This is a genomic window from Aquimarina macrocephali, assembly GCF_051627225.1.
GTDB classification, from domain to species: Bacteria; Bacteroidota; Bacteroidia; order Flavobacteriales; family Flavobacteriaceae; genus Aquimarina; species Aquimarina macrocephali.
In genome coordinates this window covers 3,387,918-3,414,507 of the sequence record NZ_CP151795.1, presented here as the reverse complement: position 1 = coordinate 3,414,507, position 26,590 = coordinate 3,387,918, and the positions used below count along the sequence as shown (strand labels likewise).

Genomic DNA, 26,590 nt, shown 5'->3' with positions numbered 1-26,590 from the left:
AATAGTCATTTATTTTACAATTCAAAATTCTATTCAAAAAGCTTTCTTTTTTATTAAAAAAATTAGCTTTTTTAGAGCCGATGGAGGGACTCGAACCCACGACCTGCTGATTACAAATCAGCTGCTCTAGCCAGCTGAGCTACATCGGCTTTTCACTATGTTTTAGAACATAAAAAAGTCCGCTATTTCTAACGGACTGCAAATGTATAGAATTTATTTCTTTCACAAAACTATTTTTCAAAAAAAATAATCAAACATGCGTATTTAATTTTTCTTTACGTTTTCTAAGTTGTCTTTCTAAGGAACTAACACACTCATCCACACCTTCTTCGAAGGATTTATTAACTTTCTTGATTATAAATTCATCTCCTGGCACACTTAATAAAATCTCTGTAATTTTATTTTCTTTACCACTTGTATTCATAACTTTCAAAAATACATCTGCGTGAATTATTCGATTAAAATGAGTCTCTAACTTATCTAATTTAGTTTGAGTAAAATCCACCAACTTTTGATCTGCATTAAAATTTACGGACTGCAAGTTCACTTTCATAGGTTGTTAGTTTAATTAGGTTGAACAAAATTTTAAGCCAAAAAAGATTGATAAAGCTAACAATTCATCTTTTATTTTTTATTTCTTGGATGAGATTGCTTATATACTTTTGTTAACTGAGCTACACTATGATGAGTATATATCTGAGTAGCAGCTAAACTGGAATGACCAAGCAATTCTTTTACAGCATTTAGGTTTGCTCCTTCATTTAGCAAATGTGTCGCAAAAGAATGTCTTAAAATATGCGGACTCTTTTTTACTTTAGAAGATGCCTTACTAAAATAACTATTTATAATGCGATACACAAGTGTTTCGTAGATTTTAACTCCTTTTTTTGTCAAAAGTAAAAAGGAAGGTTCCTGACTTGTAATCAAATCAGATCTTACAGTCAAATACAGTCTTAGCGTATCACAAACCGACGAAAGAAGCGGTAAATATCTTTCTTTATTACGTTTCCCTAAAACTTTTATCTGCTTCCTATCTATATCTATATCCGACAGCTTAAGATCCACTAATTCAATTCTCCTTATCCCCGTGGCATAAAAAAGCTCCACAATCAACCTATCTCTAACACTCTCAAAATCCTGATCGTCTGTCAAACCTTTCAAAACATCTTCTACTTCTTGTGCAGAAAATGGTATTTGAAGCTTTTTAGGTGCTTTTAAAGCTTGATGTTTTGCCAGAGGGTTCTTATCTATTTGTTCTGATTTAAGCAAAAACTTATAATACGTTTTTAGAGAGGATACTTTTCTATTAATCGTTCGATTAGAAATATCACCATTAACAAGACTAACAATCCAGGAACGAATCTGAGCATAGTTTGCTTCAGCTATCTCAGAAGTATTATATTCTATCTGATAGAACTCTAAAAAAGATAGCAAATCTGCTTTATAAGCCGTCACTGTATGCTTAGAATAATTTTTTTCGTGAAGTAAGTACTCTATAAATTCAGAAATGAACATAAAAAAACCGTTAGAAAACAAAAGTATAAAACTTTTGGTATCCTAACGGTTAAAATTTATACTGAAAAACGGTATCTAGTTTCTTATGGTAAAGAAACATTATAAAGACAACGTTATTTACTTTTAAATTTCTTCTTGATCTCTTAAGTGTTGAATATATTGCGCTTTTTGAATCTGCGCTCTTCTTTCAACAGAAGGTTTTGAAAACGCTTGGCGTTTACGAAGCTGACGCATCGTTCCTGTTCGATCAAATTTTCGCTTAAAACGTTTTAACGCTCTATCTATATTTTCTCCGTCTTTAACTGGTATAATTAACATAGTGGCACCTCCTTTCTTTAGAAATAATTAGTGTGCAAAGATAATACAAAACTATTATCCACAAAGTTTTCTTCAATAATATTTAATATTATTTCAAAGACCAAACAGAATAGCCTTTTGGTGGCGCCTGAATCTTAACCCATTTACCTCCCTGAGTAGTCGGTTCCCATCCCGAATGCCCCGTATAGTCTTTAATTTTCTTATTTGACCAATTTGTCTGGATCCATCTTTCTTGCCATGAATTTGAATTATTAATATAAACCACTAAACCATTTTTACCACTTCCTCCATTTCTTCTAGCAATATACTCGTCATTATCTGTCCAAAGGTTTGTTGTACTTCCACCTGCAAGATTGTTATGAATCCAAATTAGATTATTCATTTTATTTTTATCTAACCAGTGTTCATAATCTCTATAAAAAATTGCGGGGTACCCTTCATGGGTCAAAATGTATGCATAAGCCAATATTTTGTTATTAATGATTTCATCAGTATCATGATTAGCAACAAAGGTAACTGCTCTAGAAGCATTTCTTTTCCATAGCATATCTCCACTAAGTGCGTTTAAGTTATTTCCGTGAAACGCATCTTTCATTTTGTAATAGCATCCAAAATCAAATGCAGACATTTGCGCTTGATCTGTCCACCATTTTAATGTATTTACATTTCCATCCCAATACTCCCCTACAGCAAACCCTCCTACTGCATTTCTAAATTCTTTTGGAACCCAAGGTTCGAATCCTTTTACATAATCAAATCTCCAACCATCAAATTTCATTGTATTTTTATAATACTTAGCTACAGAGTTAGGTTTTTTCCATAGCCAATCCTGTACATAAGGTTTCTTATGACTTAAATCAGGGAAACCTCCAAAAAAACCACTGTCAGAGTTATACTCATCATTTGGATGAAAATCATATTTAGTTCTATTAAATTTACCAGATAATGGTGTAAACTTGGTATACGTATCTTTTCCTGCAAATTCATTCGACTCTAGATTTCCACCACTATTATGGTTAAGTACCATATCAGCAATTACACTTAAACTATTATTATGTGCAGTAGTAATTAAACTGGTTAATTCTGAGCGCGAACCAAATCTGGTTTCTGTACTTCCCATTTGGTTATACTCACCAAAATCATAATAATCAAAAGGGTCATACCCCATAGATAACCCTCCATTCATTGCCTTACTAACAGGTGGCAACCAAATAGCATCAATACCTGCATTGCTCCAGCTTCCTACTTTTCCTTTTACAACATTCCACCAGGTACCGCCCGCAGGCACATCCCAATAGAAAGCTTGCATCATTACTCCCGAGCCAATTTGTTTTAGTGCTTTTGAAGAGACTTCTTCTTGCAGATCTACAACCTCTGGCTCTGCTGTGTCTAAAACTTCGTCTTTACTACAACTTATAAACAAAAACGTTATAGTGAGAAACCCATAAAAAAATGTTTTGATTTTCATAATTAACTAATGTTTGTGTTAAATTTTTATCAAATTAAGTATTTTATAAAAGCCGAAAACGATTGAAATTTCACGCAAACGTTTGCGTGTTGATAAAATTTTGAACTTCATTATTTTTTACAAGTAAAAAATATCAACCTACATTATATATTCCAAAAACAATAAAAAAACCTCGAGATTTCCCCGAGGTTTTGGTATTTAAAGTTTTATCTAAAGAATCTATATTATCTACGTTGCAGCTTTATATTCTTTTTTATCAATTATAATCTTAGCAATTACTTCTCTTAATATCTCAGAAGTCCCACCTCCTATTGGACCTAATCGACTATCTCTAAATAGTCTTGCCATTGGGTACTCTTCCATATATCCGTAGCCTCCCAATAGTTGCAGACATTTGTATATTGCTTCATCAGCAATTTTGGTAGAAATTAACTTAGACATACTGGCTTCTTTAACCACATATTTTCCATCATTAAGTCGCTTAGCTACAGAGTAGTTAAATTCTTTACACATTTCTACCTCACTTGCAATATCTGCAACAGTGTGTCTTAATGCCTGAAATTTATCAATTGTCTTCCCAAAAGCTTCTCGCTCTGACATATATTTTATAACATATTCTAATGCATACTCTGTTCGTGCATGTGCATTAACTCCCATTATCAACCTTTCTAAAGCAAAATGCTGCATAATATATGAAAACCCTTTGTTTTCTTCTCCCATTAGGTTATGCGCAGGAATTTTTACATTATCAAAAGCAATTTCTCCTGTATCAGAAGCTTTCCATCCTAACTTTTCTAATTTGGTAGCAGACACTCCAGGCGTATCTCTATCAATAACAAAGATGCTTATTCCTTTATTTCCTAATTCGGGATTTGTTTTTGCAGCAATAACCATATAATCACTATAAACTCCATTAGTAATAAAAGTTTTAGATCCATTAATTACATAATGATCCCCTTCTTTTACTGCCGTAGTTCTCATTCCTGCAACATCAGAACCTCCAAAAGGCTCTGTAATACCTAAACATCCTATTTTCTCACCAGATATACTGGGTTTTAAGTACATTTCTTTAATTCTATGATCACCTTCTTTGTTTATATGGGTCATCGCTAAATATGCATGCGCCCATATAGCAGCAGCAAAACCGCCAGAATTAATCTTTTGAAGTTCTTCTAAAAGTATTATAGTATAAAACAGATCAAGATCTAGTCCACCGTATTCTTCTGGATATGCAATTCCAAAGTATCCCATTTCACCAAACTTCTCCCAAATAAACCGATCAATATCTCCAGTTTTTTCCCATTTGTCTATATGTGGTGTTACTTCTTTTTTCAGAAACTCCCTGAGACTTTGTCTAAATAATTCGTGTTCTTCTGTAAAATACATACTATTCATATGACAACCTTAATTTTTTTTAGTTAACCTATTACTGTGTATAATGATTTGTTTCCTTAATACAATAAAGTCAAAATCCATAAAATGGGCTTATGAATAAATTATCATTTTAGTGATTTATCAAAATTCGCAGTAATTTTTTACTGATTCTTAATTTAATGTCAAATATAGCTTTATTCTATCTATTTTTTTGAGAGAAAAACCTTCAATTTTTCCTAATTCATTAAAGTTTAATATATTCCCGTTGTCTTCAATAAATTCTTTAATATCCAATGCCGTTTCAAAATCAAAATAAGGTATTTCTACTAATTCATTAACCGATGCAGTATTGATGTTTACTTTTTTTATCTTTTTAGGAGTTTTAACAGTAAACATAGATAAAATTTTATCTTTTTGATACTCATACAGACCAGGGACATCTTCAATTTGAATATCTAGAGAAAAGCCCCCTATAGTGTTTCTATATTTAATTATTCTGGCTGCAACAAAATCAGGCAAACCAATACTTTGCTCAAGCTCTTGATTAGAAACTGTGTTTAAATCTTTTTTTTGATCATATGATTTAACAGGGAATTTCTTTTTAAGGTATTTTCTATTTACTGTAGCATTACTCTTTTTTGTCCATTCTGGGAATTTAAACAAAGGAGAGATAATCGCAAGAACTGAATCCGAAACTTGAGTTACTTTTTTAAAATCAGCAATAGAATTGATCCATTTATCATCTTTTCTGTACGCATGAAGCCTATCTAGCTCTCTTGTAGAAAGCCCTAGAACATATCCTTTATAGTCGGAAATGAAATTTGGATTAAAAGATTGTAAGCGATATTCTTTTTTTTGTTGTTCGGCAACATTCTTAAGGGAGTCTACCTGTTGCTGAAAAGAGATCAGCTCAGCAAAATTATGCTTTAACGAAGGAGATTTTGGATAAAAATAATATCCTACAAGCACAACAAATAGGATAATTGATAAAATAAAAATCCCATTTCGAAAACGTGAATGTATTTCGAAATGGGATTTTTTATAATTCATAAAGAATTGCTTTTTTTAGCTTTTAGATGCTTTTATTGCTTCAAAATATCGTGCCAGCTGTTTTTTAACTACTGGAAATAAGAAGAATAAACCTACCATATTTGGAAACACCATCGCAAAAATCATTGCATCAGAGAATGCCCAAATAGAGTTCATACTCGCCGCTGCTCCAACTACAACAAAAGTCAGAAATAATAACTTATAAACTAAATCTGCGGTCTTACCTCTACCAAATAAGAATTTCCAAGATTGTAAACCATAGTACGACCATGAAATCATAGTAGACACCGCAAACAATACTACTGCAATAGTTAAAAACACATTAGAATATGGTATATATTTTGCGAATGCCATAGAGGTTATTCCCGCTCCTTCATAAGATACTCCATCAATGAAAACGGCCCCAGAACCATCTCCTCCATACTCAAATGCTCCTCCAAAATTGAAAATAATAATTACTAATGCTGTCATTGTACAGATGACTACAGTATCAATAAATGGCTCTAGTAAAGCAACAAGTCCTTCACTGGCAGAATATTTAGTTTTTACTGCTGAATGTGCAATAGATGCCGAACCTGCTCCTGCTTCATTAGAAAATGCAGCTCTTTTAAAGCCAACTAATAAAACTCCTATAATACTTCCTACTCCAATAGCTGTTGGATTAAAAGCTTCGCTAATAATCAAACCAATAGCGTCATCTACTAAAGAGAAGTTACCAAAGATTATATATAAACAAGCTAACAAATATAAGATAGCCATAAAAGGAACTACCTTTTCTGTTACCGAAGCGATACGTTTAATTCCTCCTATAATAATAATTCCTACAAGAATTGCCAGAACTATTCCAATCCAAAACCCTGCTCCTGTACTTTGAAGATCTAAAAGTTCTTTTAAAACAACTGTAGCCTGATTAGATTGCGCTGCATTACCACCACCAAAAGAACCACCTATACAAAATACAGCAAATATAATTGCTGCAATTTTTCCTAGAACTTTGAATCCTCTTTCTTTTAATCCTTTGCTTAAATAGTACATAGGGCCTCCGTATACAGTACCATCTTCTCCTACATCTCTATATTGAACTCCAAGAGTACATTCTACAAACTTGGTAGACATTCCTAATAATCCACAGACAATCATCCAAAATGTTGCTCCCGGACCTCCGAGGGCAATTGCCAAAGCTACTCCGGCAATATTACCATTACCCACCGTACCAGAAACAGCAGTTGCCAATGCTTGAAAATGACTAACTTCTCCTTCTTTTGATTCATCACGTATGGTATCTCTAATATCTCCTTCTACTATATTAATTTCTGGTTTTCCTTCAATACCGTGCCCTTCTACATCATCATATTTACCTCGCACTACATTAATTGCTTTTGCAAAATACCTAAAATTAGGAAAGCCAAAATAGAGTGTAAAAAACAAGGCACTTAATACCAATAATATAATAACGAATGGAGCACCGTCAAAAACTTCAAAAAAGATTACTGCAGAGAAAAAGTCAGATACAGGCTTGAAAGCCTCGTCGATTTTTTGATCTAGACCTTTTTCTGTGGTCTCTTGTGCAAATGTTAAAAATGGAATGATAAGTGCTAAAAGTGAAAGAAGAATTCTCTTCATGATGTTGTGAATTAATTGAATTTAATTGTTAAGAGGTGGGCAAGATGGTAAAAAAAACATTTGTTTACAATTTTTTTAGATGTTAAATATTTCTAATTCTCAAATATCGAACTCCTTATTTAAAAGATTAATTTGTTCTGGGCGACCTAAAACTACTATCCTAGAACTTGGTTTTAATAAGGTATTAGCTTCTGGGTTTACAATATATTCTCCGTCTGGTGATTTGTAACCTATAATAGTGCATCCCGTTCTGGATCTCATATCAATATCAAGGATGGTTCTTTCTATTTTATCATCAAACATATCTTCGAAAGAAATTTCTTCAATATTTATAGATTTTTTGCCTACAATAGAAAGGTTATCCAAAAATTCTATTAAATCGGGCACTACTACTAATGACGCCATATGATCTCCCCCTATACGATCTGGCATAATAACATTATCTGCTCCAGCTAATCGAATTTTCTTATAAGAAGCATCTTGAGAGGCTCTACTAATTATTTTAAGCTCTTTATTAATTTGTCTTGCAGAAAGTACAATAAACAGGTTATCTGCATCTTCTGGCAATGTACATATTAAACAGGCAGCTCTTCTTATACCTGCTTCTGTTAACACTTCGTCTTCTGTAGCATTACCTTTTAGGAAAAACAGATTTTCATTTTGATACCTTTCTATTACTGCTTCGTCTTTTTCGATAATAACAAATGGCTTATTGTATGCTAACAATTTGGCAGCAGCTTGTTTACCATTACGGCCATAACCAATTATAATAATATGATTCTCAATATGATGTATCATTTTTTGTGTTTTTCGGTATTGAACTCTTCTGGGGTCATTTTTACTTATAATATACTCTGTTATTACGGATACAGAATATGCAAATATGGCTACACTAGTCGAGATAAGAAATACAGTGAATAATTTTGCATTATCATCCAGAGGCTGAACTTCTCCAAAACCAACGGTAGATAAAGTAATAACCGTCATGTATAAAGCATCTACCCAGGAATAGTTAGAAAAAAACCGAAACCCCAGTACCCCGATAGCAATTACTATAATTAATAAAATTAATGCAATATATATTTTTGGCACTCCCCATCTATACATCTTTTTCATAGGTCAAATACTGAAGTTCGTTTAGTATAAACCAAGTCTTTTAATTTTAGCCAAAACGCTAGGTTAAGGTATATTACAAAACCTAAACCTACGGTAGCAAAGGTTAAATAAATAAAGAACAAGCGTACATTTTTAGCTCGCATCCCTAACCTATCGGCTAACCTAGAGGAGACATAAAATCCGTTACGTTCTAAAAATTGTCTTAGATTATAAAGCATATCGCAAAATAATTATATTATCCTAAATTCTATTCACCATTTAATAAATAATTCCCGATTGCACATTTTAAACATGCTTTTTGGTCACAGTATGTATTTTTAAGTTGAATCATAGCTTGAGAATGCATTGCATTTTCAATTGGTACTTTTAAGTCCATAAAATTGCTAATAATGCTGTTTTTTTCAAAAGGTAATTTAGAAATTAATTCAAAAATATCTTCTTCAGGATTTTGTCCTATACTTCTGGCATAAACAAATTTTATAGGAATAATCGTATTGATCAACAACAAGTCAATAAATGATTTTGTTAGTTTCTTCTTACTTGTCTTTGATTCTTTTTCAAAAGTATAATGGTTTTTCCAAAATTCGCTTGTTTCTATACTGAAAAGAGTATAAAAATCATCTATAGTATTACTATTGATCACTTTACTGAAAAGTTGATAGTTTTTAAAATATAACATTGCCAACTGCGACAATCGTATAGTTGGAAAATTAGGCGGTCTCAACCTAAAAAAATGTAATGGTTCTACTCCTTTAGCATTCAATTTAAATTTATTTTTCAAAAACTGATACTCATTCTTCAGGGTATTGAAATACGGTTCTTTTATATCATTTTCTAAGAGACCTGCCTGACCAAAAAACAAGGCTTCCAATTCTTCCAGGTGATCTGTACATTTCCTAAGTACGGTAAAATCTATTGAATTCGCCAAACTCAAAAAAGCAGCTCCATTTGTTTTTAGGCCAAAATTTTTGGACAGCAGTTTAAACAAAACGGCTTCCCAATTATTTGCAGAGTCCTTTAGAAGTTTCAAAATTAAAGTCGATTTCTTTTCTAGTCGCTCTAAATACAACCTTTCTTGCCAATTCGACAGCATAAAACCAGAAACTTCTGGAAGTTGCTTGTCACAACCAATCCATTGTTGAGCACTTTTATTAAAGAGTTTTTTATAGCCAATCATTAACTCTTCTCTCACATACTCCTTAAGTTGTAATGTTGGTATAATCGAGTTGTTTTTTCTATAAACTTCTATATCATCTTCCCAAACCACATGAAGAATTACATTATCATATGCAGGATCATTCTCGTGGTTATGAACATACCAATCACTTGATCTAATATGCACTTCTACATTCCCTGCCCATTGCTGACCTTGAATAATGAGTCTTGCATTAAAAAAATCAGGTCCAGAGTTTTCTATATTATGAGTCCCTACTTGCTGAAGTATAAGCTCCTCATGCCTTGTTGTTTTAAGGTCTACAAACCCGAATTTTTTATATTTCCAAAGGTATTGTAAGAAATCCTCAGTCATATATTCTATATATTATTTATAATTATCAGACCTACCTGTAAACCAACAGGTGGAATTAGCTATTATATATTTCGGGTAGGATAAAAAATAAGGAGAATAGCTTTTCTAAAATTTAGATTATGAAAATACTAAAATTTATTAGAATCTTGTAAGCTCTATCGAATAACATTGACTAATTCTTAAACCAGCATATAAATGACCAATGTTCTAAAGTCTATCTTCATATCTGTTTTCCCTGTAATTGCTCTTTACTTTGCTATTGACAGTGTTATACATCTTATTAATCATGGAGTATCCTATAGATATATAGGGCGATTACTAATTTCGTTTTCTATTGCAACACTTTTCATTTTGTTTTTTATAAAACCTGTTGCGCGAACTGATGCCAATCTAAAAAAATACACACTTCCTATAGCTATTGGTTTTCTAATTAGCCTACTATTTGGGGGTGTTATTGAACAAGATTTAAATGGATCTCTACCAGGAATCGGTTTGTTTTTAGGATGGGTATTATATATAAGATGGTATTCTACTTTTAATAATAGAGAACAAAATACAGTTATTAAAGTAGGTAACCGGTTACCAGAACTCGAATTACAGGATCCAGAAAAAAATAGTGTAAACACTTCTAAGTTTATAGGTAGCTCATCAATTTTTCTATTCTATCGCGGAAATTGGTGTCCATTATGTATGGCACAAATCAAAGAAATTGCTTTGCAATATAAAGAACTTGAAAAAAGAAATGTAAACATAGTTCTCATTAGCCCCCAGCCTCATAAGCATACCAAGTCTCTGGCAAAAAAATTCGGATTAGATTTCAATTATTTGGTTGATCAAGGAAATAAAGTTGCTAAGCAATTACAAATTTTTTCAAAAAATGGTCTTCCCATGGGTTTCCAGGCACTAGGATATAATAGTGATACTGTAATGCCAACAGTAATCATAACGGATAAAGAAGGAAAAATAGTCTTTGCAGACCTCACTAATAATTATAGAGTACGACCAGAACCAGAAATATTTTTAAAAATTCTCGACCAACAAGATCTTTAATTTAAAATACTAACATTAGTTAGTACCCCCCCCCCAAAAAAAGAAGGTTAAAGTTGTTATAAAGACAAAAAACACAGAACTAACTCTATTTAAATAGTACGATTACTACTTAATATTCTTAAAATCAAGTTAATTCCTTACAAAAATGTACTATTGGTAAGATTTTATGTATTAATGGAAAACTTAACCACAAATTCATTTCTTTACTTTGTTATGAATTAAAGGGAAAATTAATTCATTCAAAAATATTAAGATTACAAAACATTAAGATTACAAAACCCTAAGCTAAGTTGAGTTTGTGTTAGGTTATTGATGGTTGCCATTTTTGGCGACCATCTTTATTTTTACACATATTCAAAAAAAATAAGGAAATCAGAATCCAAGCTTTACGAATTCATATCAGGATAAATATCAAACTTATTAAAAAATGCTTTTTTAAATTTTGAAGAATTAGAATAATTAAGCGTATCCATTACTTCACGTATTGATAATCCTTCTCCGATAATCATATTATATGAGATCTCGAGTCGTTTATTATTAAAAAATTCTAATGGAGTCTGATTATGAATTTCTTTAAACATGTTAAAAAAATTCGTGCGACTCATATGTGCCATAGCTGCCAATTGATCAACTCCTACAAAAGGTTCTTTAAGATTATTTTTGAGATAATCACTCACTTTATAAATATTACCAACTTGCCCACAATTGATACTAAAAGGATTACTTTCTGTCTCCCATCGTAATACATCTTTCCAAAAAGTTTCTAATAACCGTACACCTCGAGAAATAAAATAAAGATAGTTCTCTATCTTGTCAACATCAGGTTGTACAATCTGATCAAAAAGACTTGATTGCTTATAAGAAAGGTAAAACTTATTAATATGCTGATGAGAATAACGAATATAATTATCAAGCTTTTCTGCCATATCGTTATTCTTTATAAAAAAAGGCTTGGTATATGAGCTTTTTAATATAATCATAGTAGATTTTACTTCTGCTCCTTTTGGAATAAAGACTTGCTCTCCTTGTCGAGCATCCATACACCTCATATTACCTGGTGTATAACTATCAGAATATCGGCTTATAATCTGATCTTCTTCTAACTGATGATCTAAAGCATATTTCCTAAAGTGAAGTATAATATCTTTTTCATTGATTGGCCGTCTAACATATTCAATATCCGTATTAGCTTTATAATTGTTTATGATAAGAAAAACCTCTGGAGATATTTTATAATACAATAAATATCCTTCTCCAATTTCAGGAGGGAAATAAATTTGATCAGTAGAACTACCTGGGCTTAATTGAGATCTAAAATAGTCACTTAGTTTGTCAATATCAGAAAAATCAAACAAATATTTACACATACCACCATCATTTTACACTTATCTTTTTTAGTCCACGTAGATGTATTCCTGGCAACTACAAAAAATAAATAGACACAAAAACAACCCCTATATTAGCTTACAGAAAAGCTAATAGAGGGGAGAATTATTATTTAAATATAAGAATTTATTTTATATGGCTAATAACATCATACTTTGTTATGATGTGGTGTTTTCCGTTTTCTAACTCTACCAAAACAGCAGAACTTCCGTTTTTAATAAGCTTGGATATCTCATCAAGTGAAGTTTTAGCACTTACAATCGGAAAAGAATCTTTCATAACATCTTTGATTGGTGTACTACCTGTATTTTTATCATCCAAAAAAGCAGTAAAAAGAGCACTTTCGTCTACAGAACCAACAAATCCGTCACTATCAACTACTGGTATTTGCGAAATTTTAAATTTACGCATACGCTCGATAGCATGTGACACCAGTTCTTCTGTTTTAACAGTAACCAAAGGTTTTTCTATATGATTTTTTACTAAATCATCGGCTGTATATACTTCCTCATCAAGAAAACCTCTTTCTCGCATCCAATCATCATTAAACATTTTCCCTACATACCTACTACCATGATCGTGAAATAAGACAACAGCAACATCATCTTTGGCAAAATGCTTTTTTAATTGAAGTAATCCTTTTATAGCTGCTCCTGCACTATTACCCAAAAACATTCCTTCTTCTTTTGCAAGTCTTTGAGTATATACCGCAGCATCTTTATCTGTTACTTTGGTAAACCCATCGATAACTGAAAAATCTACATTTTTTGGTAAAATGTCTTCTCCAATACCTTCTGTGATATAAGAATAAATTTCGTTTTCATCAAAAATCCCGGTTTCATGATATTTTTTAAAAACAGAACCATAGGTATCTATTCCCCAGATTTTAATGTTTGGATTTTTTTCTTTTAGATATTTCCCAACACCAGATATAGTACCTCCAGTACCTACTCCAACAATAAAATGTGTTATTTTACCATCAGTTTGTTTCCAAATTTCAGGACCTGTACTTTCATAGTGTGCTTGTGCATTTGAAGGGTTATCATACTGGTTAACATACCATGAATTTGGAGTTTCTTCTGCCAATCTCTTAGAAACCGAATAATATGATCTTGGATCATCTGGTTCTACATTAGTTGGACAAACCATTACCTTTGCTCCTACTGCTCTAAGGATATCCATTTTTTCCTTAGACTGCTTATCTGCCATTACACAAATCAGTTTATACCCTTTTATGATAGCTACTAAAGCTAGCCCCATTCCAGTGTTTCCAGATGTACCTTCTATAATGGTCCCACCTGGCTGTAATCGACCATCTGCTTCTGCATCTTCTATCATTTTTAAAGCCATTCGATCCTTCACAGAATTCCCAGGGTTAAAAGTTTCATATTTAGCCAACACTAAAGCATCTACATCTTTCACCAGTGTATTCAATTGGACTAATGGTGTATTACCAATAGTCTCTAGTATGTTTTTTGCGTATTCCACTCGATATAATTTACAACCCCATTGGGTATTTTAACATGGCAAAGATACGACCTAGATTATCGATTGGCAATTTTTAAGAAAGAATAACAAATTATTGAAAACGGATTGACTTTGTCGGTGATATCTTTGCAATAATATATGAAGGGATAAGTAGCATTAACAAACACAATAACATTGTTCCTAGATTAAGTAACACAATATATCCTATATCAATATAAACCGGTGCCGTACTTACATAATACGTCTCTGGATTAAGCCCTACAACCCCATACTGCTCTTGTATAAGGAGTAAACCTATACCAATAAGGTTACCCCAAAACAGTCCTATCAAAATCAAATATGCAGCATTATAAAGAAATACTTTTCTTATACTCCAATCACTAGTTCCTAAAGCTTTTAAGATCCCAATCATAGGAGTTCTCTCGAGGATTAAAACCAACAAAGCAGTAATCATATTGATACCGGCAACCAAAATAATAATCCCAATAATCCCAATAATATTGAGGTCGAATAGTTTTAACCATTCGAAGATTGTGGCATATTTTAATGAAATTGTCTGGCTATCCAAGGTAGAAGGAATATTTTCATAAATTTCCTGTCCTTTTTTATCTATTTGATCAAAATCATCAATAAAAACTTCAAAATTACCAACCTCATCTGGTTTCCATTTATTCATTTTTATCACATGTCTGATGTCCGCAAAAAGAAAAGTTTCATCAAACTCTAAAAATCCCGAATTATAAATCCCCACAATCTCAAAAGCTCTAATAAAAGTTTTTGAGTTTGAAACTGTGTTCTTTTTCAAAAAATATGTGATTACTTTATCTCCAATACTAAACCCTAAACGATTTGCAATATGTGAAGACAACAGAATTTCTTCATTAAGCTCCCCTGTAAAATCGGGTATTTTTCCTTCTACAAGATATTCTTTAAAAGAATCCCAACTATAATCTTTACCTACTCCTTTAACCACCACACCATCAAAATCCGATGTTGTGCGTATAAGTCCCATTTTGGTTGCTACACCTTGCATATGAACAATTCCTTCAACTTCAGAAAACTCTGGATAGAAATTTTGATTAGAGGATATAGGTATAAGAGATTCTACACTACTGTTATTATCAAAGCTGGAAATTAATACATGTCCATTAAATGCAGCAACTTTTTCTCTTATTTTGCGTTGTAGTCCTACACCAGTAGCAACCGTAATTAGCATCATGACCATACCAATAGCAATAGCAAAAATTGCAATTTTTATAATTGGAGTCGAAATACTACTTTTATGTTCCTTACCTTTGATGAGGCGTTTGGCAATAAAATACTCGAAATTCAAGCTTAACTATGGTTTTTGTTAGAAATGCATTCAAAAATACATTTTTATTCCTTTTCATAATTTTTATTTCTTGTGTAAGTGGAATAAAAACAACTTCGCCCCCTTCTTCTCTAAAAATTGAAAACTCGATATCTGCGGCATATATTGCTCAAGATACTACAAAAATTCAAGAATCTATAGTAGTTGGGGCCAATCTTACGGATGATTATATTCCGATTTTAGAAAATAAAAAAGTAGCTATCGTAGGAAATCAAACTTCTGTTATTTTTAAAGATAGTACTACTAGTCAAAATTATGTACATCTTGTTGATTCTTTATTGTCTAGAAATATTAAAATTCAGAAAGTTTTTGCTCCAGAGCATGGTTTTAGAGGTAAGGCAGATGCAGGAGAATTAGTAGCTGATAGTAAGGATATTAAAACCGGGCTTCCTATTTTTTCTCTACACGGAAAAAACAAAAAACCGTCTAAAGAAGCTTTATCCAATATCGATATCGTTGTTTTTGACATCCAAGATGTAGGAGTTCGCTTTTACACCTATATTTCGACATTACATTATGTAATGCAAGCATGTGCAGAAAATAACATTCCAATTTTAATACTAGATCGCCCTAACCCAAATGCACATTACATTGATGGGCCTACCTTAGAATCTGAACATTCAAGTTTTTTAGGGGTACATCCAATACCATTAGTTCATGGTATGACTATTGGTGAATATGCTAAAATGGTAAATGGCGAAGGTTGGTTGGGAAAAGATTTAACCTGTGAGATCAATATTATTCCTGTTAAAAACTACACTCATACTACTTCATATAGTTTACCAATACGACCTTCACCCAATTTACCTAATGATAAAGCTATCAATTTATATCCTAGTCTTGGTTTTTTTGAAGGCACAACCTTAAATGCAGGTCGTGGTACCGAAACACAGTTTCAAATTTTTGGTTCTCCCGACTTGGTTATAGAAAAATATGATTATGCGTATATTCCCAGGCCAAATTTTGGTTCTAAATACCCAAAACATAGAGGAGAAGTATGTTATGGAAAAGATTTAAGAAAAAATGAATCGTTAGATTCTATAAACTTAGAATGGTTAATTAATGCTTATAAGCATACCAAAATCAAAGAAAAGTTTTTTAACACCAAATCATTCACTATTCACGCAGGGACAAAAAAATTACAACAACAAATTGAACAAGGTCTTTCTTTTCGAGAAATTAAAAGCACATGGATAGAAGATCTTGAAAAATTTAAGGTTAAAAGGGCGCAGTATCTCATCTATCAATAGCATTATTTAACTCTAAAAAACCCCTATTTTCAGGGATGTCAGTATACAGAAGAATTGATACATTTGTATATGTTAAAATTTTTACATCTATCAATTGTGTATGGTATATTCATCCTGCCTTTTATCCTGGGAGCACAGGTAGATAAGAGTAGTATTCCATTTATTCCCGGAAAAGAAAGAAGTATAATTAAGGAAATTCAGCTTTTAATCAATACTCATGGCAAAGAAGAAGAGGCCTATAAAAAAGTTCACCATCAACTCAAGACAAAAGCATTAAAAAGTGGACAATTTAAGGCTGATTTAAACCTGATCCTAACCTCTTATTTTAAAAAGAAAGCTTTAATTGATTCATCTTTCTATTATGCAAAAAGGGTATTGACAATTAAGCATTTCAAAAATGACACTATAAAAAACGAGATTTATGGCCTAACCTACAACATGTTAGGGATACTAAATTCTAAAATAGGCCTTGAAGAAAAATCCAAAAAATGGCATTTAAAAGGAATTAACATTTCGAAAAAATACAATGACAGACGTATCTATTATATTAATTCTTTTGGTCTAGCAAATGCTTATCTATCAACAAAAGAGTATGATAACTCACTAAATCTTTATAAACAATGCCTAGAATATACAGAAGTTCCTGAAATGGTCTATGGAAGCTATGTCAATATGGCTAATATATATGGTTATTTGGAGAATTATGAAGCAACTATTCTATATCTAACAAAGGCACGTGAGATCTGTAAAAAATCCCAAAGTTATCGTTGTATTGGCATTATTTCAAACAATATAGGAATTACTTATAGAAAACAAGGTAACATGGAGCAGGCCTTGATAATGTTTGATGAGGCATTAGAAATTGCAATCACCCATCAATATCCTGAAATAGAAATCACTGGATATCTAGAAAAAGGTCTTGTACTAAACCATCTAAAAAAACATGAAGAAGCTGAGAAGATTATTCTTTTAGCTTTAAACAAGTCAAAAAAACTTGGATTTTTAAACAAACAAAAAAGCATTTTTTTTAGACTAAAAGAGATATCAATTTCTCAAAATAATTATAAGAAAGCACTTTCTTATGCCGAAAAATTCTATGAGCTTACAGATTCTATTTATTTTTTAGAGAATGATAAAGAAATTAATGAATTAGAAGTAAGATATCAAACTCTTCAAAAAGAAAAAGAAATAAAAGTCCTGCAGGTCGAAAATGCAAATCGAGAATTAGATTTAAGGAATCAAGAAGAAGCTCTCAAAAATCTTAGATTACAACAAGAGATTGAAAAAAGAGAAACTCAGAACAAGATTTTATCATTTCAGAATGCTTCAGAAAAAAAACTTAATGAGATTACATTACTAAAAAAAGATCAGGAGATTCAAGAATCTAAATTAGCCAGACAAAAAAGTATTAAAAATAGTATCTTGTACTCTTTTTTGATTCTTCTTATCCCAGTTATTGGTTTATTGTTTACATACTATCAAAAACTTCAGACTCAGAGTGAATTAAATAAAAAGCAAGAAGAAATAAGTGAGCAAAAAATTTCTTCTTTAATTAAAGATCAAGAGTTAAAACTAATTAAAGCGTCTATTAAAGGTCAGGATAAAGAGAGAAAACGTATTGCACTAGAGCTACACGATAGCATTGGTGGTAATCTTGCTGCTATAAAATTACAACTAAATAATACTGTGTTTTATGGAAATAAAAAAACAATAACTACAATTAACAACCAATTAGATGACACTTATGAACAGGTACGTAATTTATCGCATAACTTAACACCTAAAAAATTTAGTGAAAATAACTTTTGTGATGTACTTGAAGAGTATTTTAATAATATTGGCGGTACGACTAGTCTAAACACTTCTTTTGTAGCATACCCAAGAACAGAAATTGATGTTCTAGATGAAACTTTACAAATCGAAATTTTTAAAATTATTCAGGAACTTATTACCAACACTATTAAACATGCCAAAGCTACTTCTATAGAACTTCAATTAAATCTGGTAGAAAATATAATAAATGTACTATTCGAAGATAATGGCATTGGTTTTAACGCAAAAAACAAGGCTACCGGACTTGGGTTTGAGAATATAAAAAATCGATTAAAAAAAGTATCTGGTACTTTTCATATCGATTCCAGAATTAGTCGTGGTACCATTATAGATATAGAAGTTCCGGCATTAACATCAATTAAAGATAAAGTGAGCTACAATCACTAAATCAATCCTAGTTTACCTGATGATAAACAGGATTAGAATTATGCATAGCAAATTTTATCTAAACCTAATTACAAAAATAATAAACCAATGAAATATAATTTAATCATAGCAGATGACCATAAAATGTTTTTGGATGGTTTACTAAGCATTCTTAACTCAGAAAAAGAATATAATATTTTATTAACTGCCAAAGACGGTAAACATATTGCTAAATACCTGGAAATTAATCCCGATGAAAAAATAGATCTTATCATCACAGATATTTCTATGCCAGAGTTAGATGGTATTTCTCTAAATAAGATTATAAAAGAAAGAAAGAAAAGTATACGGACTTTGGTAGTTAGTATGCATAATGATGCTGACATGATTGATAATCTTATTGAGCATGATGTAGATGGGTATGTACCCAAAAATGCTGAAAAAGAAGAGCTTTTAAAAGCTATAAAGACTATACTTAAGGGAGAGAAATACTTTTCAAAAGAAATAAAAGATATTTATTTAGAAAATAAATTTGCCAAAAAGAAGAAGGAAGATATCAAACTTACTCAAAGAGAGATTGATGTTATTACACTTATTGCGCAAGAGTTCACGACACAAGAGATCGCCGATCAATTGTTTTTGAGTAAACATACCATCGAAAGTTATAGAAAAAATCTAATTGCTAAACTTAATGTTAGAAATCTGGCTGGATTGACTAAGTATGCTTTAAAAATGAAGTATATAAAATCTTAATAAAACATAATGATAGACTAATTAATTCGCTATTGAATCTTAGTCTGATTATTATCCTTTATTATTAAATCCATCTCCTAGGCGGTAACTTAGTATAATTCCATGTGTATTATTAATAGGAGTATCTCTTAGTGTTTGATTGTAATTATATAATAATCGTAAGTGGTTAGAAATATAAAACCCTGCAAGAAAATTCATCGAGGAACTCGTTCTGTATCCAGCACCAATTTCAATTTTATTTTTGTAGTTCACTGTCGTATTAATATCTACCTGAATTGGTGCTCCAGAAACATATTTAGCCAAAACGCTGGGCGTTATTAATACTTCTTTAAAGCGCGTTGCAAAAAAACGATATCCCGTATACGCATAATATGGATTCTCTAAATTAATATTGTCTTCAGAAGACAAAGAATCTCCTAATAAATTAGGTGCAGAAACACCAATATAAATATGCTCTCTATTATACAAAACACCTACTCCCAAAGTAGGGATAACAGTATTGATATTATTTGCAAAATTAGGATCATTCTGAATACCCAATTCTAATAAATTTTCATTATAAATCATTGCGCCTCCGGTAATTCCAAAAGATAATACGTTAGGGTTATAAGACCACCATCGTGCCTGGTTATAATTATGGTCAAAAACTATTTTATAGGCATATGCCCCAAACAAGCTTGTAGTTGTAGTTACTCCTACCTGATCACTATAAACTCCTGCCCCTAATCCCATATTTTTAGAGCGTAATGGCGAATTCACTGTTAACCCAATATTTCTGGGGCTACCATCCAATTGATTTAAATATCCTCTATTTGTGAGGGTGATATCAGAATCGGGGTAAAAACCGGCATGTGCTGGATTAATTACTACTGTATTGTAATTATAATTTGCAAAGACCGGGGTTTGTTGCCCAAATATTGAGCATAAAAATCCTTTAGATAGTATTGCAACTATCAATAATATATATACTTTTTTCATAAATTAACGCTTTAATACAAGGAAACCGGTTTGCTTTTTTAAGTTATGTAAGCCTTCTATTTTGATAGTAAAGAAATATGTCCCCTCGGGTAATTTATCTCCTCCCAAACTTCTCTTTCGATTAGCAATTCCTCTAAAAACTCTTGAAGTATTATTATATCCATCAACTTCAAAAACTATATCTCCCCATCGATTATATATCGATACTTTATTGTCAGGATAATTTTCAATATTATAAATCTCCCAATATTCATTGATTCCATCACCATCTGGTGAAAAACCATATCGTGTTTGATCTTCTTCTTGTGCTTCTACATAAACTGTGACTGTATCTTCTTCAATACATCCTAGATCACTAGTAAAAAGAACAGTATAGGTTGTCGTCTGATTTGGGTTTGCTACTGGATTAGCAATATTAGTATTAGTAAGACCAGTTGAAGGTGTCCAAACAAATGTTCCATTATCAGAAGTGGTAGCATTTAATTGTACTTCCTGCCCTTGTATAATTTCTTGATCCTCCCCTGCCTCTATAGTACATATTACAAGGTCGTCGTTATCTTCTATAACAACATCTTGCGCTGTAGTCGTTCCTAGGCTAATACCTGTAGATGGATTACTAATCGTTAGTGTAGCCGTCTCTGTACCTTCTACAAGAGCATCATCAACAATAGTAAAAGTTACTGTACCTGTGGTCATCCCATCAGGAATAGTAATAGTCGTATTACTTAAGGTAAAATCTGAAGCTGTAATTCCTACTCCTGTGGTAGCAAGATCAATAGTTTGAGCACCTACCACAGCTATCGAAGAAGTAGCTGTAACCGTTATTATTGTCCCTGCTGCTTCTGTGCCTGCATTTGCCGAAACTGAAAGACTCACTGTAGGGATAGGTGCTGAATCATTATCCGTAATAACAACATCTTGCGCTGTAGTTGTTCCTAAGGTAATACCTGTAGATGGATTACTAATTGTTAGTGTAGCCGTCTCTGTACCTTCTACAAGAGCATCATCAACAATAGTAAAAGTTACTATACCTGCGGTCATCCCATCAGGAATAGTAACAGTCGTATTACTTAAGGTAAAATCTGAAGCTGTAATTCCTACTCCTGTGGCAGCAATATCAATAGTCTGAGCACCTACCACAGCTATCGAAGAAGTAGCCGTTACCGTTATTACTGTACCAGCAGCTTCTGTGCCTGCATTTGCCGAAACTGAAAGACTCACTGTAGAGATAGGTGCTGAATCATTATCCGTAATAACAACATCTTGCGTTGTAGTTGTTCCTAAGGTAATACCTGTAGACGGATTGCTAATCGTTAACGTTGCCGTTTCTGTACCTTCTACAAGAGCATCATCAACAATAGTAAAAGTCACTGTACCTGTGGTCATCCCATCAGGAATAGTAATAGTCGTATTACTTAAGGTAAAATCTGAAGCTGTAATTCCTACTCCTGTGGTAGCAAGATCAATAGTTTGAGCACCTACTACAGCTCCCGAAGAAGTAGCCGTTACCGTTATTACTGTACCAGCAGCTTCTGTGCCTGCATTTGCCGAAACTGAAAGGTTAACTGTAGAGGTAGGTATTGAATCATTATCTGTAATATCAATATCTTGCGTTGTAGTCGTTCCTAGGCTAATACCTGTAGATGGGTTACTAATTGTTAGTGTAGCCGTCTCTGTACCTTCTATAAGAGCATCATCAACAATAGTAAAAGTTACTGTACCTGTGGTCATCCCATCAGGAATAGTAACAGTCGTATTACTTAAGGTAAAATCCGAAGCTGTAATTCCTACTCCTGTGGCAGCAATATCAATAGTCTGAGCACCTACTACAGCTCCCGAAGAAGTAGCCGTTACCGTTATTACTGTCCCTGCTGCTTCTGTGCCTGCATTTGCCGAAACTGAAAGACTCACTGTAGGGATAGGTACTGAATCATTATCTGTAATATCAATATTTTGCGCTGTAGTCGTTCCTAGGGTAATACCTGTAGATGGATTACTAATTGTTAGTGTAGCCGTCTCTGTACCTTCTACAAGGGCATCATCAACAATAGTAAAAGTTACTGTACCTGTAGTCATCCCATCAGGAATAGTAATAGTCGTATTACTTAAGGTAAAATCTGAAGCTGTAATTCCTACTCCTGTGGTAGCAAGATCAATAGTTTGAGCGCCTACTACAGCTCCCGAAGAAGTAGCCGTTACCGTTATTACTGTACCAGCAGCTTCTGTACCTGCATTTGCCGAAACTGAAAGGTTAACTGTAGGAGTAGAGATAGGAGTTCTTACTTCAAAACTACACTGAGTTTCTTTCCCACTATTATCGGTTACAGTTATGGTAACTGTTGTATCTGCTGTAAATAGAGTTCCTGCAACAGGGTCTTGAGTAATCTCTAGATTGGTATCACAATCGTCGGTGGCTACAACATCACCAGTATAATCAGGTAACGGAGATCCTGAACTTAAGGTTTGATCACCTGGGCAAGTAGTGATCCGCGGAGCTTCTGTATCCTTACTAAAGCCTCCAAAAATTATATGTGTATTTCCTATAACTTGATCAAAAACATCCGGTATTTCACCAACAATGACATCATCAAAACCATCACCATTAAAATCTCCAATATTACTTACCGAAGCACCTATATGATGATCACTTATATCAAAATTATTTCCAATGTTCAATCCATTAAAGCCATCTAAATTGTCCAAAAACAGCGTATCCTCCCAATTTTCCTTTCCAAAGACAATATATGCATCACCTCCTCTACCCCAAGGGCCTCCTAGAATTAAATCATCTATCCCGTCATTATTAAAATCACCAGCGGTACTTGAAGAATATCCTGCTTGTCCTATGAATTGCCTTCCATATATTATTGCTCCATTGGTACCATCAATAGTATTGAGGTCAAATGCAGCAGGATACCCTGAAGGAGTTCCAAATATTGCATAAATAGCCCCATGAATGCTTCTTCCATCTACATCAAAACTTGCTTCTGGAGCTGTAACAATAATATCTTTCATATTATCATTGTTGATATCTATTCCTCCTGTTACTGAAGCTCCCAAACGCCCTCCTGGGCCTACAGCATTTATAATAAACCCATTAGTTCCATCTAAAGTAGAGATATCTACCTCTGAAGAAGCGGTTACTCCTGGGCTAAATACAACATACACCTGACCTTCTCTACGAATTCCATTCGGTTCAGCATAAGGAGCTCCTATAATAATATCGTCAAAATTATCTCCATTTAGATCACCAGCACCAGATATATTTATACCAAATTGATCTATAGTATTTTCTTCATTCATAAAAAAACCATTGGTTCCATCTAAAGAATTTAGATTAAAAAAGGATGGAGGAACTCCTGTAGTAGGGTTTCCAAAAACAGCAAAAACTTTTCGAACACCACTTAGTCTTCCTGAAATTAATACATCATCGATATTGTCATTGTTAAGATCTCCTGCAGCACTTACATCAATAGCTGAGAAATTATTTGTAGATATCTCAAACCCATTAGTCCCATCCAGATTAGCTATATCGAATGTAAATGGGAAATTACCATTAATTCCATAAATTAAATACAGACTACCAGAATCACCTATAATCAAATCATCGATATTATCGTTGTTAAAATCACCAACAGCATCAACCAGAAAAAACTCATTGGCCCTTCCATTGGCAGAAGACGGTTGTTTGGTTATTTTAAACCCTTGAGACTCTACTAAAAATAATAAATCAAAGGTAGATGGAAATGGGTCATCAGTTCCATATATAACATACGCTTCTGATTGATCATTTTCTAATCTAAAACTATTGATATCAAAAACACTAGGTTCATTATCCCTAATACACACAATAAAGTCATCTCTCCCATCATTATTTATATCTCCTGCCCCGCTAACAAAAGTTTGACCACGGGGTCCATCCACTACATAAGGGCTTGATAACGTAAAACCGTTTAAACCAGATATTTCTGAAACATCAAGTGGACCCGAACACGGAGGTTCAGCAATATCTTGTAAGATAATTGTAAACTCACAATTTGTAGTATTACCTCGTCTATCTGTTGCAGATATAGTAACTAACATTCCGTCAGAAACAGGAGTTCCTCTAGGAGGGATTTGAGTGATCGTAAGGCTATTATTAGGCTGGCAACTATCTGTAATATTTTCGAATAACGGTTGAATATATTCTGGCAAGGTTACATCAGGAGCTAGTGTTTGATTCCCTGGACAGGCTATAGTAGGTGGAGTGAAGTCTATGCTTCCATTTAAGGTACCTCCATAAATTACATATCCTCTCCCTGTAAGATTATAAGAAAATATCGTTTGTGATATTGCTCCAATTATTAAATCAGTTGCACCATCTCCATTAACATCTCCAGCTACACTTACAGCATGCCCAAATCTCTGTCTACTAAATCTTTGATCATCAAATATTTCTATCCCATTAACCCCATCAATCAAGTTAGTTTCAAAAACAGGATTCCAACTTGTATTTTTACCATATACTACATATGCAGCTCCACCCGATCTTACTCCGTAGGCACCAATAATAATATCATCAATATTATCACCATCATAATCTCCTGCTGTACTTACTGAATGACCAACATTGCCGAAAGCTTCGTCTCCTAAAATTGTAAAACCGTTATTCCCATCAAGAGAAGAAATACTCATACTAGAGGCATATCCAGTTGTTTTTCCGAAAAGAACATATGCCTTTCCTGCTGATGAAAAAGTATCAACTTCTGCTAAATACGCACCTATAATTACATCATCAATTCCATCATCATTCACATCTCCAGCATATGCAACAGAATATCCAAATCTATCTGAATCTGCTTCACCTATAATTTCGAAACCATTTGTTCCATCCAAATCAGAAAATGCTAAGCTAGATGGAAATATAGTATCACGTCCAAATATCACAAAAGCAAGTCCTGTATTTTCAGTACCATTAGAAAAGTCTGGAAAACCAACTATAATATCATCAATATCATCACCATTTAGATCCCCAGCAGTATTAACAACTCCTTTTCTTTGACGTAAAAGAGTCCCAGATGAGCTTTTATTAATTACAAAACCATCTGTGCCAGTTAAGGTTGCTACATCGAGAACATTGGGAAACGAAGAAGATCCAAAAACTAAATAAACTTTTCCTGCAAGGGCAAGGGTGTTATCTCTGTTTTCAGAATAAATAATAATATCATCAATTCCATCATTATTTATATCTCCGGCAGTATTTATATTAGATCCAAATGTAACATTATCACTTGATCTCAATCTAAATCCAGTAGTTCCAGAAATATCAGAAGTTCTTATTAATGCAGGAAATATACTCCTACCAAAAAGTACATAGACACTATCATTACCAGGTTCTCCTATAATTATATCATCAATACTGTCATTATTAAAATCTTTAATAGCTGCTAAAGAAGTTCCTAGCTTACCTAATCTGCTTTCCCCTCGTATAGTAAAACCATTAGATCCATCCAAAGTTGACAATTCAAATGCCAGGTCAAAGGGTGCAGTTTTACCAAATACTATATATACTTCTCCTACATCTTGTTCTACATCATCAACCAAATAAGCACTTATTAGTAAATCGTCAATACCATCTCCATTGATATCGCCCGCACTACTTACGTCAAAACCAGCTTCGTCATCTTCAGAAATACCTTCTAGTGTAAATCCATTAGTCCCATTAATGTATGACAATGGTATTTCAGGACACTCATAAGGAGCATTAACCTGTGCAATTGACAAAAAAAAGTTCCCAAAAACAATGTATATCACCATATAAAACTTTAGTTTGTCTATATCCTGAGCTATATTATTCCTCATCTTTATAATATTATATTGATTACACCTCTCTTTACACAACAAAACTATATTTCTCCTTAGGATTAATACTCACTATAAGTAGGGTTTTACCACATGTAAATACCCCCCTGTTTTCAGGGTGCATATTTTCACCAGAAAAGGTGTATTTCTCAGCAATTGTATCTCTCATCTTTGTACTGTGCTTTTTGGTCTTCAAAACATGTATCAAAAAAAATAGATATAAGAAGTCAATTATAAAATCACAAAAAGAAAAATAAGTACTAACCCTTTAAAACTAAAAA

Annotated in this window: 19 protein-coding genes and 1 tRNA gene; 4 read left to right on the top strand and 16 right to left on the bottom strand. The window is 32.8% G+C overall.

Going from position 1 to position 26,590, the window contains the following annotated elements; all coding sequences use genetic code 11:
* Positions 1-75: 75 nt before the first annotated feature.
* The 11 genes from AAFU52_RS14725 to AAFU52_RS14675 all read right to left on the bottom strand — a co-directional run bounded on the left by AAFU52_RS14725 (position 76) and on the right by AAFU52_RS14675 (position 9,992).
* Positions 76-149 (bottom strand) — tRNA-Thr (locus tag AAFU52_RS14725).
* Between the two features lie 101 nt (positions 150-250).
* On the bottom strand, positions 251-553 hold the full coding sequence (hpf, locus tag AAFU52_RS14720) for a ribosome hibernation-promoting factor, HPF/YfiA family (protein WP_024768890.1): 303 nt from the start codon (positions 551-553) through the stop codon (positions 251-253).
* Positions 554-624: 71 nt separating this feature from the next.
* Positions 625-1,515 (bottom strand): tyrosine-type recombinase/integrase, encoded by an 891-nt coding sequence (locus AAFU52_RS14715; protein ID WP_438422420.1) that lies wholly within the window; start codon positions 1,513-1,515, stop codon positions 625-627.
* A gap of 123 nt (positions 1,516-1,638) precedes the next feature.
* On the bottom strand, positions 1,639-1,833 hold the full coding sequence (gene rpsU / locus AAFU52_RS14710; RefSeq protein WP_024768892.1) for a 30S ribosomal protein S21: 195 nt from the start codon (positions 1,831-1,833) through the stop codon (positions 1,639-1,641).
* An 88-nt stretch (positions 1,834-1,921) separates the two neighbouring features.
* Positions 1,922-3,301, bottom strand: a complete 1,380-nt coding sequence (locus AAFU52_RS14705) for an alpha-amylase (RefSeq protein ID WP_438422419.1) — start codon at positions 3,299-3,301, stop codon at positions 1,922-1,924.
* A 228-nt stretch (positions 3,302-3,529) separates the two neighbouring features.
* Positions 3,530-4,696, bottom strand: coding sequence for an acyl-CoA dehydrogenase family protein (locus AAFU52_RS14700; protein ID WP_024768894.1), 1,167 nt, complete (start codon positions 4,694-4,696; stop codon positions 3,530-3,532).
* Between the two features lie 150 nt (positions 4,697-4,846).
* Complete coding sequence (locus tag AAFU52_RS14695) at positions 4,847-5,725, bottom strand: ComEA family DNA-binding protein (RefSeq protein WP_438422418.1); 879 nt, start codon at positions 5,723-5,725, stop codon at positions 4,847-4,849.
* A 15-nt stretch (positions 5,726-5,740) separates the two neighbouring features.
* Positions 5,741-7,348 carry an alanine/glycine:cation symporter family protein gene (locus AAFU52_RS14690; RefSeq protein ID WP_438422417.1) on the bottom strand — a complete coding sequence of 536 codons (1,608 nt, stop codon included), beginning with the start codon at positions 7,346-7,348 and terminating at the stop codon, positions 5,741-5,743.
* A 99-nt stretch (positions 7,349-7,447) separates the two neighbouring features.
* The gene (locus AAFU52_RS14685) at positions 7,448-8,464 is read right to left on the bottom strand and encodes a potassium channel family protein (RefSeq protein WP_438422416.1); all 1,017 of its coding nucleotides are present in this window, start codon (positions 8,462-8,464) and stop codon (positions 7,448-7,450) included.
* The gene (locus AAFU52_RS14680; RefSeq protein ID WP_024768898.1) at positions 8,461-8,682 is read right to left on the bottom strand and encodes a PspC family transcriptional regulator; all 222 of its coding nucleotides are present in this window, start codon (positions 8,680-8,682) and stop codon (positions 8,461-8,463) included. Before AAFU52_RS14680 ends, AAFU52_RS14685 begins: the two co-directional genes overlap by 4 nt.
* A gap of 29 nt (positions 8,683-8,711) precedes the next feature.
* On the bottom strand, positions 8,712-9,992 hold the full coding sequence (locus tag AAFU52_RS14675) for a DUF2851 family protein (protein WP_024768899.1): 1,281 nt from the start codon (positions 9,990-9,992) through the stop codon (positions 8,712-8,714).
* Between the two features lie 195 nt (positions 9,993-10,187).
* Between AAFU52_RS14675 and AAFU52_RS14670 the strand changes: the two genes are divergently transcribed.
* Entirely contained in the window at positions 10,188-11,042 is an 855-nt protein-coding gene (locus AAFU52_RS14670; protein WP_438422415.1) for a peroxiredoxin family protein, read from the top strand.
* Between the two features lie 386 nt (positions 11,043-11,428).
* On the opposite strand, the gene AAFU52_RS14665 is transcribed toward AAFU52_RS14670, so the two are convergent.
* The 3 genes from AAFU52_RS14665 to AAFU52_RS14655 form a co-directional block, all read right to left on the bottom strand.
* Positions 11,429-12,409, bottom strand: coding sequence for a helix-turn-helix domain-containing protein (locus AAFU52_RS14665; RefSeq protein WP_024768901.1), 981 nt, complete (start codon positions 12,407-12,409; stop codon positions 11,429-11,431).
* Positions 12,410-12,554: 145 nt separating this feature from the next.
* Entirely contained in the window at positions 12,555-13,916 is a 1,362-nt protein-coding gene (locus AAFU52_RS14660) for a pyridoxal-phosphate dependent enzyme (protein WP_438422414.1), read from the bottom strand.
* A gap of 91 nt (positions 13,917-14,007) precedes the next feature.
* Positions 14,008-15,249, bottom strand: a complete 1,242-nt coding sequence (locus AAFU52_RS14655; RefSeq protein ID WP_438422413.1) for an ABC transporter permease — start codon at positions 15,247-15,249, stop codon at positions 14,008-14,010.
* An 8-nt stretch (positions 15,250-15,257) separates the two neighbouring features.
* On the opposite strand from AAFU52_RS14655, the gene AAFU52_RS14650 reads away from it, so the two are divergent.
* From AAFU52_RS14650 to AAFU52_RS14640, 3 genes are all read left to right on the top strand, one after another.
* Positions 15,258-16,538, top strand: coding sequence for an exo-beta-N-acetylmuramidase NamZ family protein (locus AAFU52_RS14650; protein WP_438422412.1), 1,281 nt, complete (start codon positions 15,258-15,260; stop codon positions 16,536-16,538).
* A 69-nt stretch (positions 16,539-16,607) separates the two neighbouring features.
* Positions 16,608-18,758 carry a tetratricopeptide repeat protein gene (locus AAFU52_RS14645; RefSeq protein ID WP_438422411.1) on the top strand — a complete coding sequence of 717 codons (2,151 nt, stop codon included), beginning with the start codon at positions 16,608-16,610 and terminating at the stop codon, positions 18,756-18,758.
* A gap of 87 nt (positions 18,759-18,845) precedes the next feature.
* Positions 18,846-19,490 (top strand): response regulator transcription factor, encoded by a 645-nt coding sequence (locus tag AAFU52_RS14640; protein WP_024768906.1) that lies wholly within the window; start codon positions 18,846-18,848, stop codon positions 19,488-19,490.
* A gap of 51 nt (positions 19,491-19,541) precedes the next feature.
* On the opposite strand, the gene AAFU52_RS14635 is transcribed toward AAFU52_RS14640, so the two are convergent.
* Together AAFU52_RS14635 and AAFU52_RS14630 are read right to left on the bottom strand one after the other, a co-directional pair.
* Positions 19,542-20,468, bottom strand: a complete 927-nt coding sequence (locus AAFU52_RS14635) for a PorP/SprF family type IX secretion system membrane protein (protein ID WP_024768907.1) — start codon at positions 20,466-20,468, stop codon at positions 19,542-19,544.
* Positions 20,469-20,471: 3 nt separating this feature from the next.
* Positions 20,472-26,309: a gliding motility-associated C-terminal domain-containing protein gene (locus tag AAFU52_RS14630; RefSeq protein ID WP_438422410.1), complete on the bottom strand. Its 5,838-nt coding sequence runs from the start codon at positions 26,307-26,309 to the stop codon at positions 20,472-20,474.
* Positions 26,310-26,590: the final 281 nt, after the last annotated feature.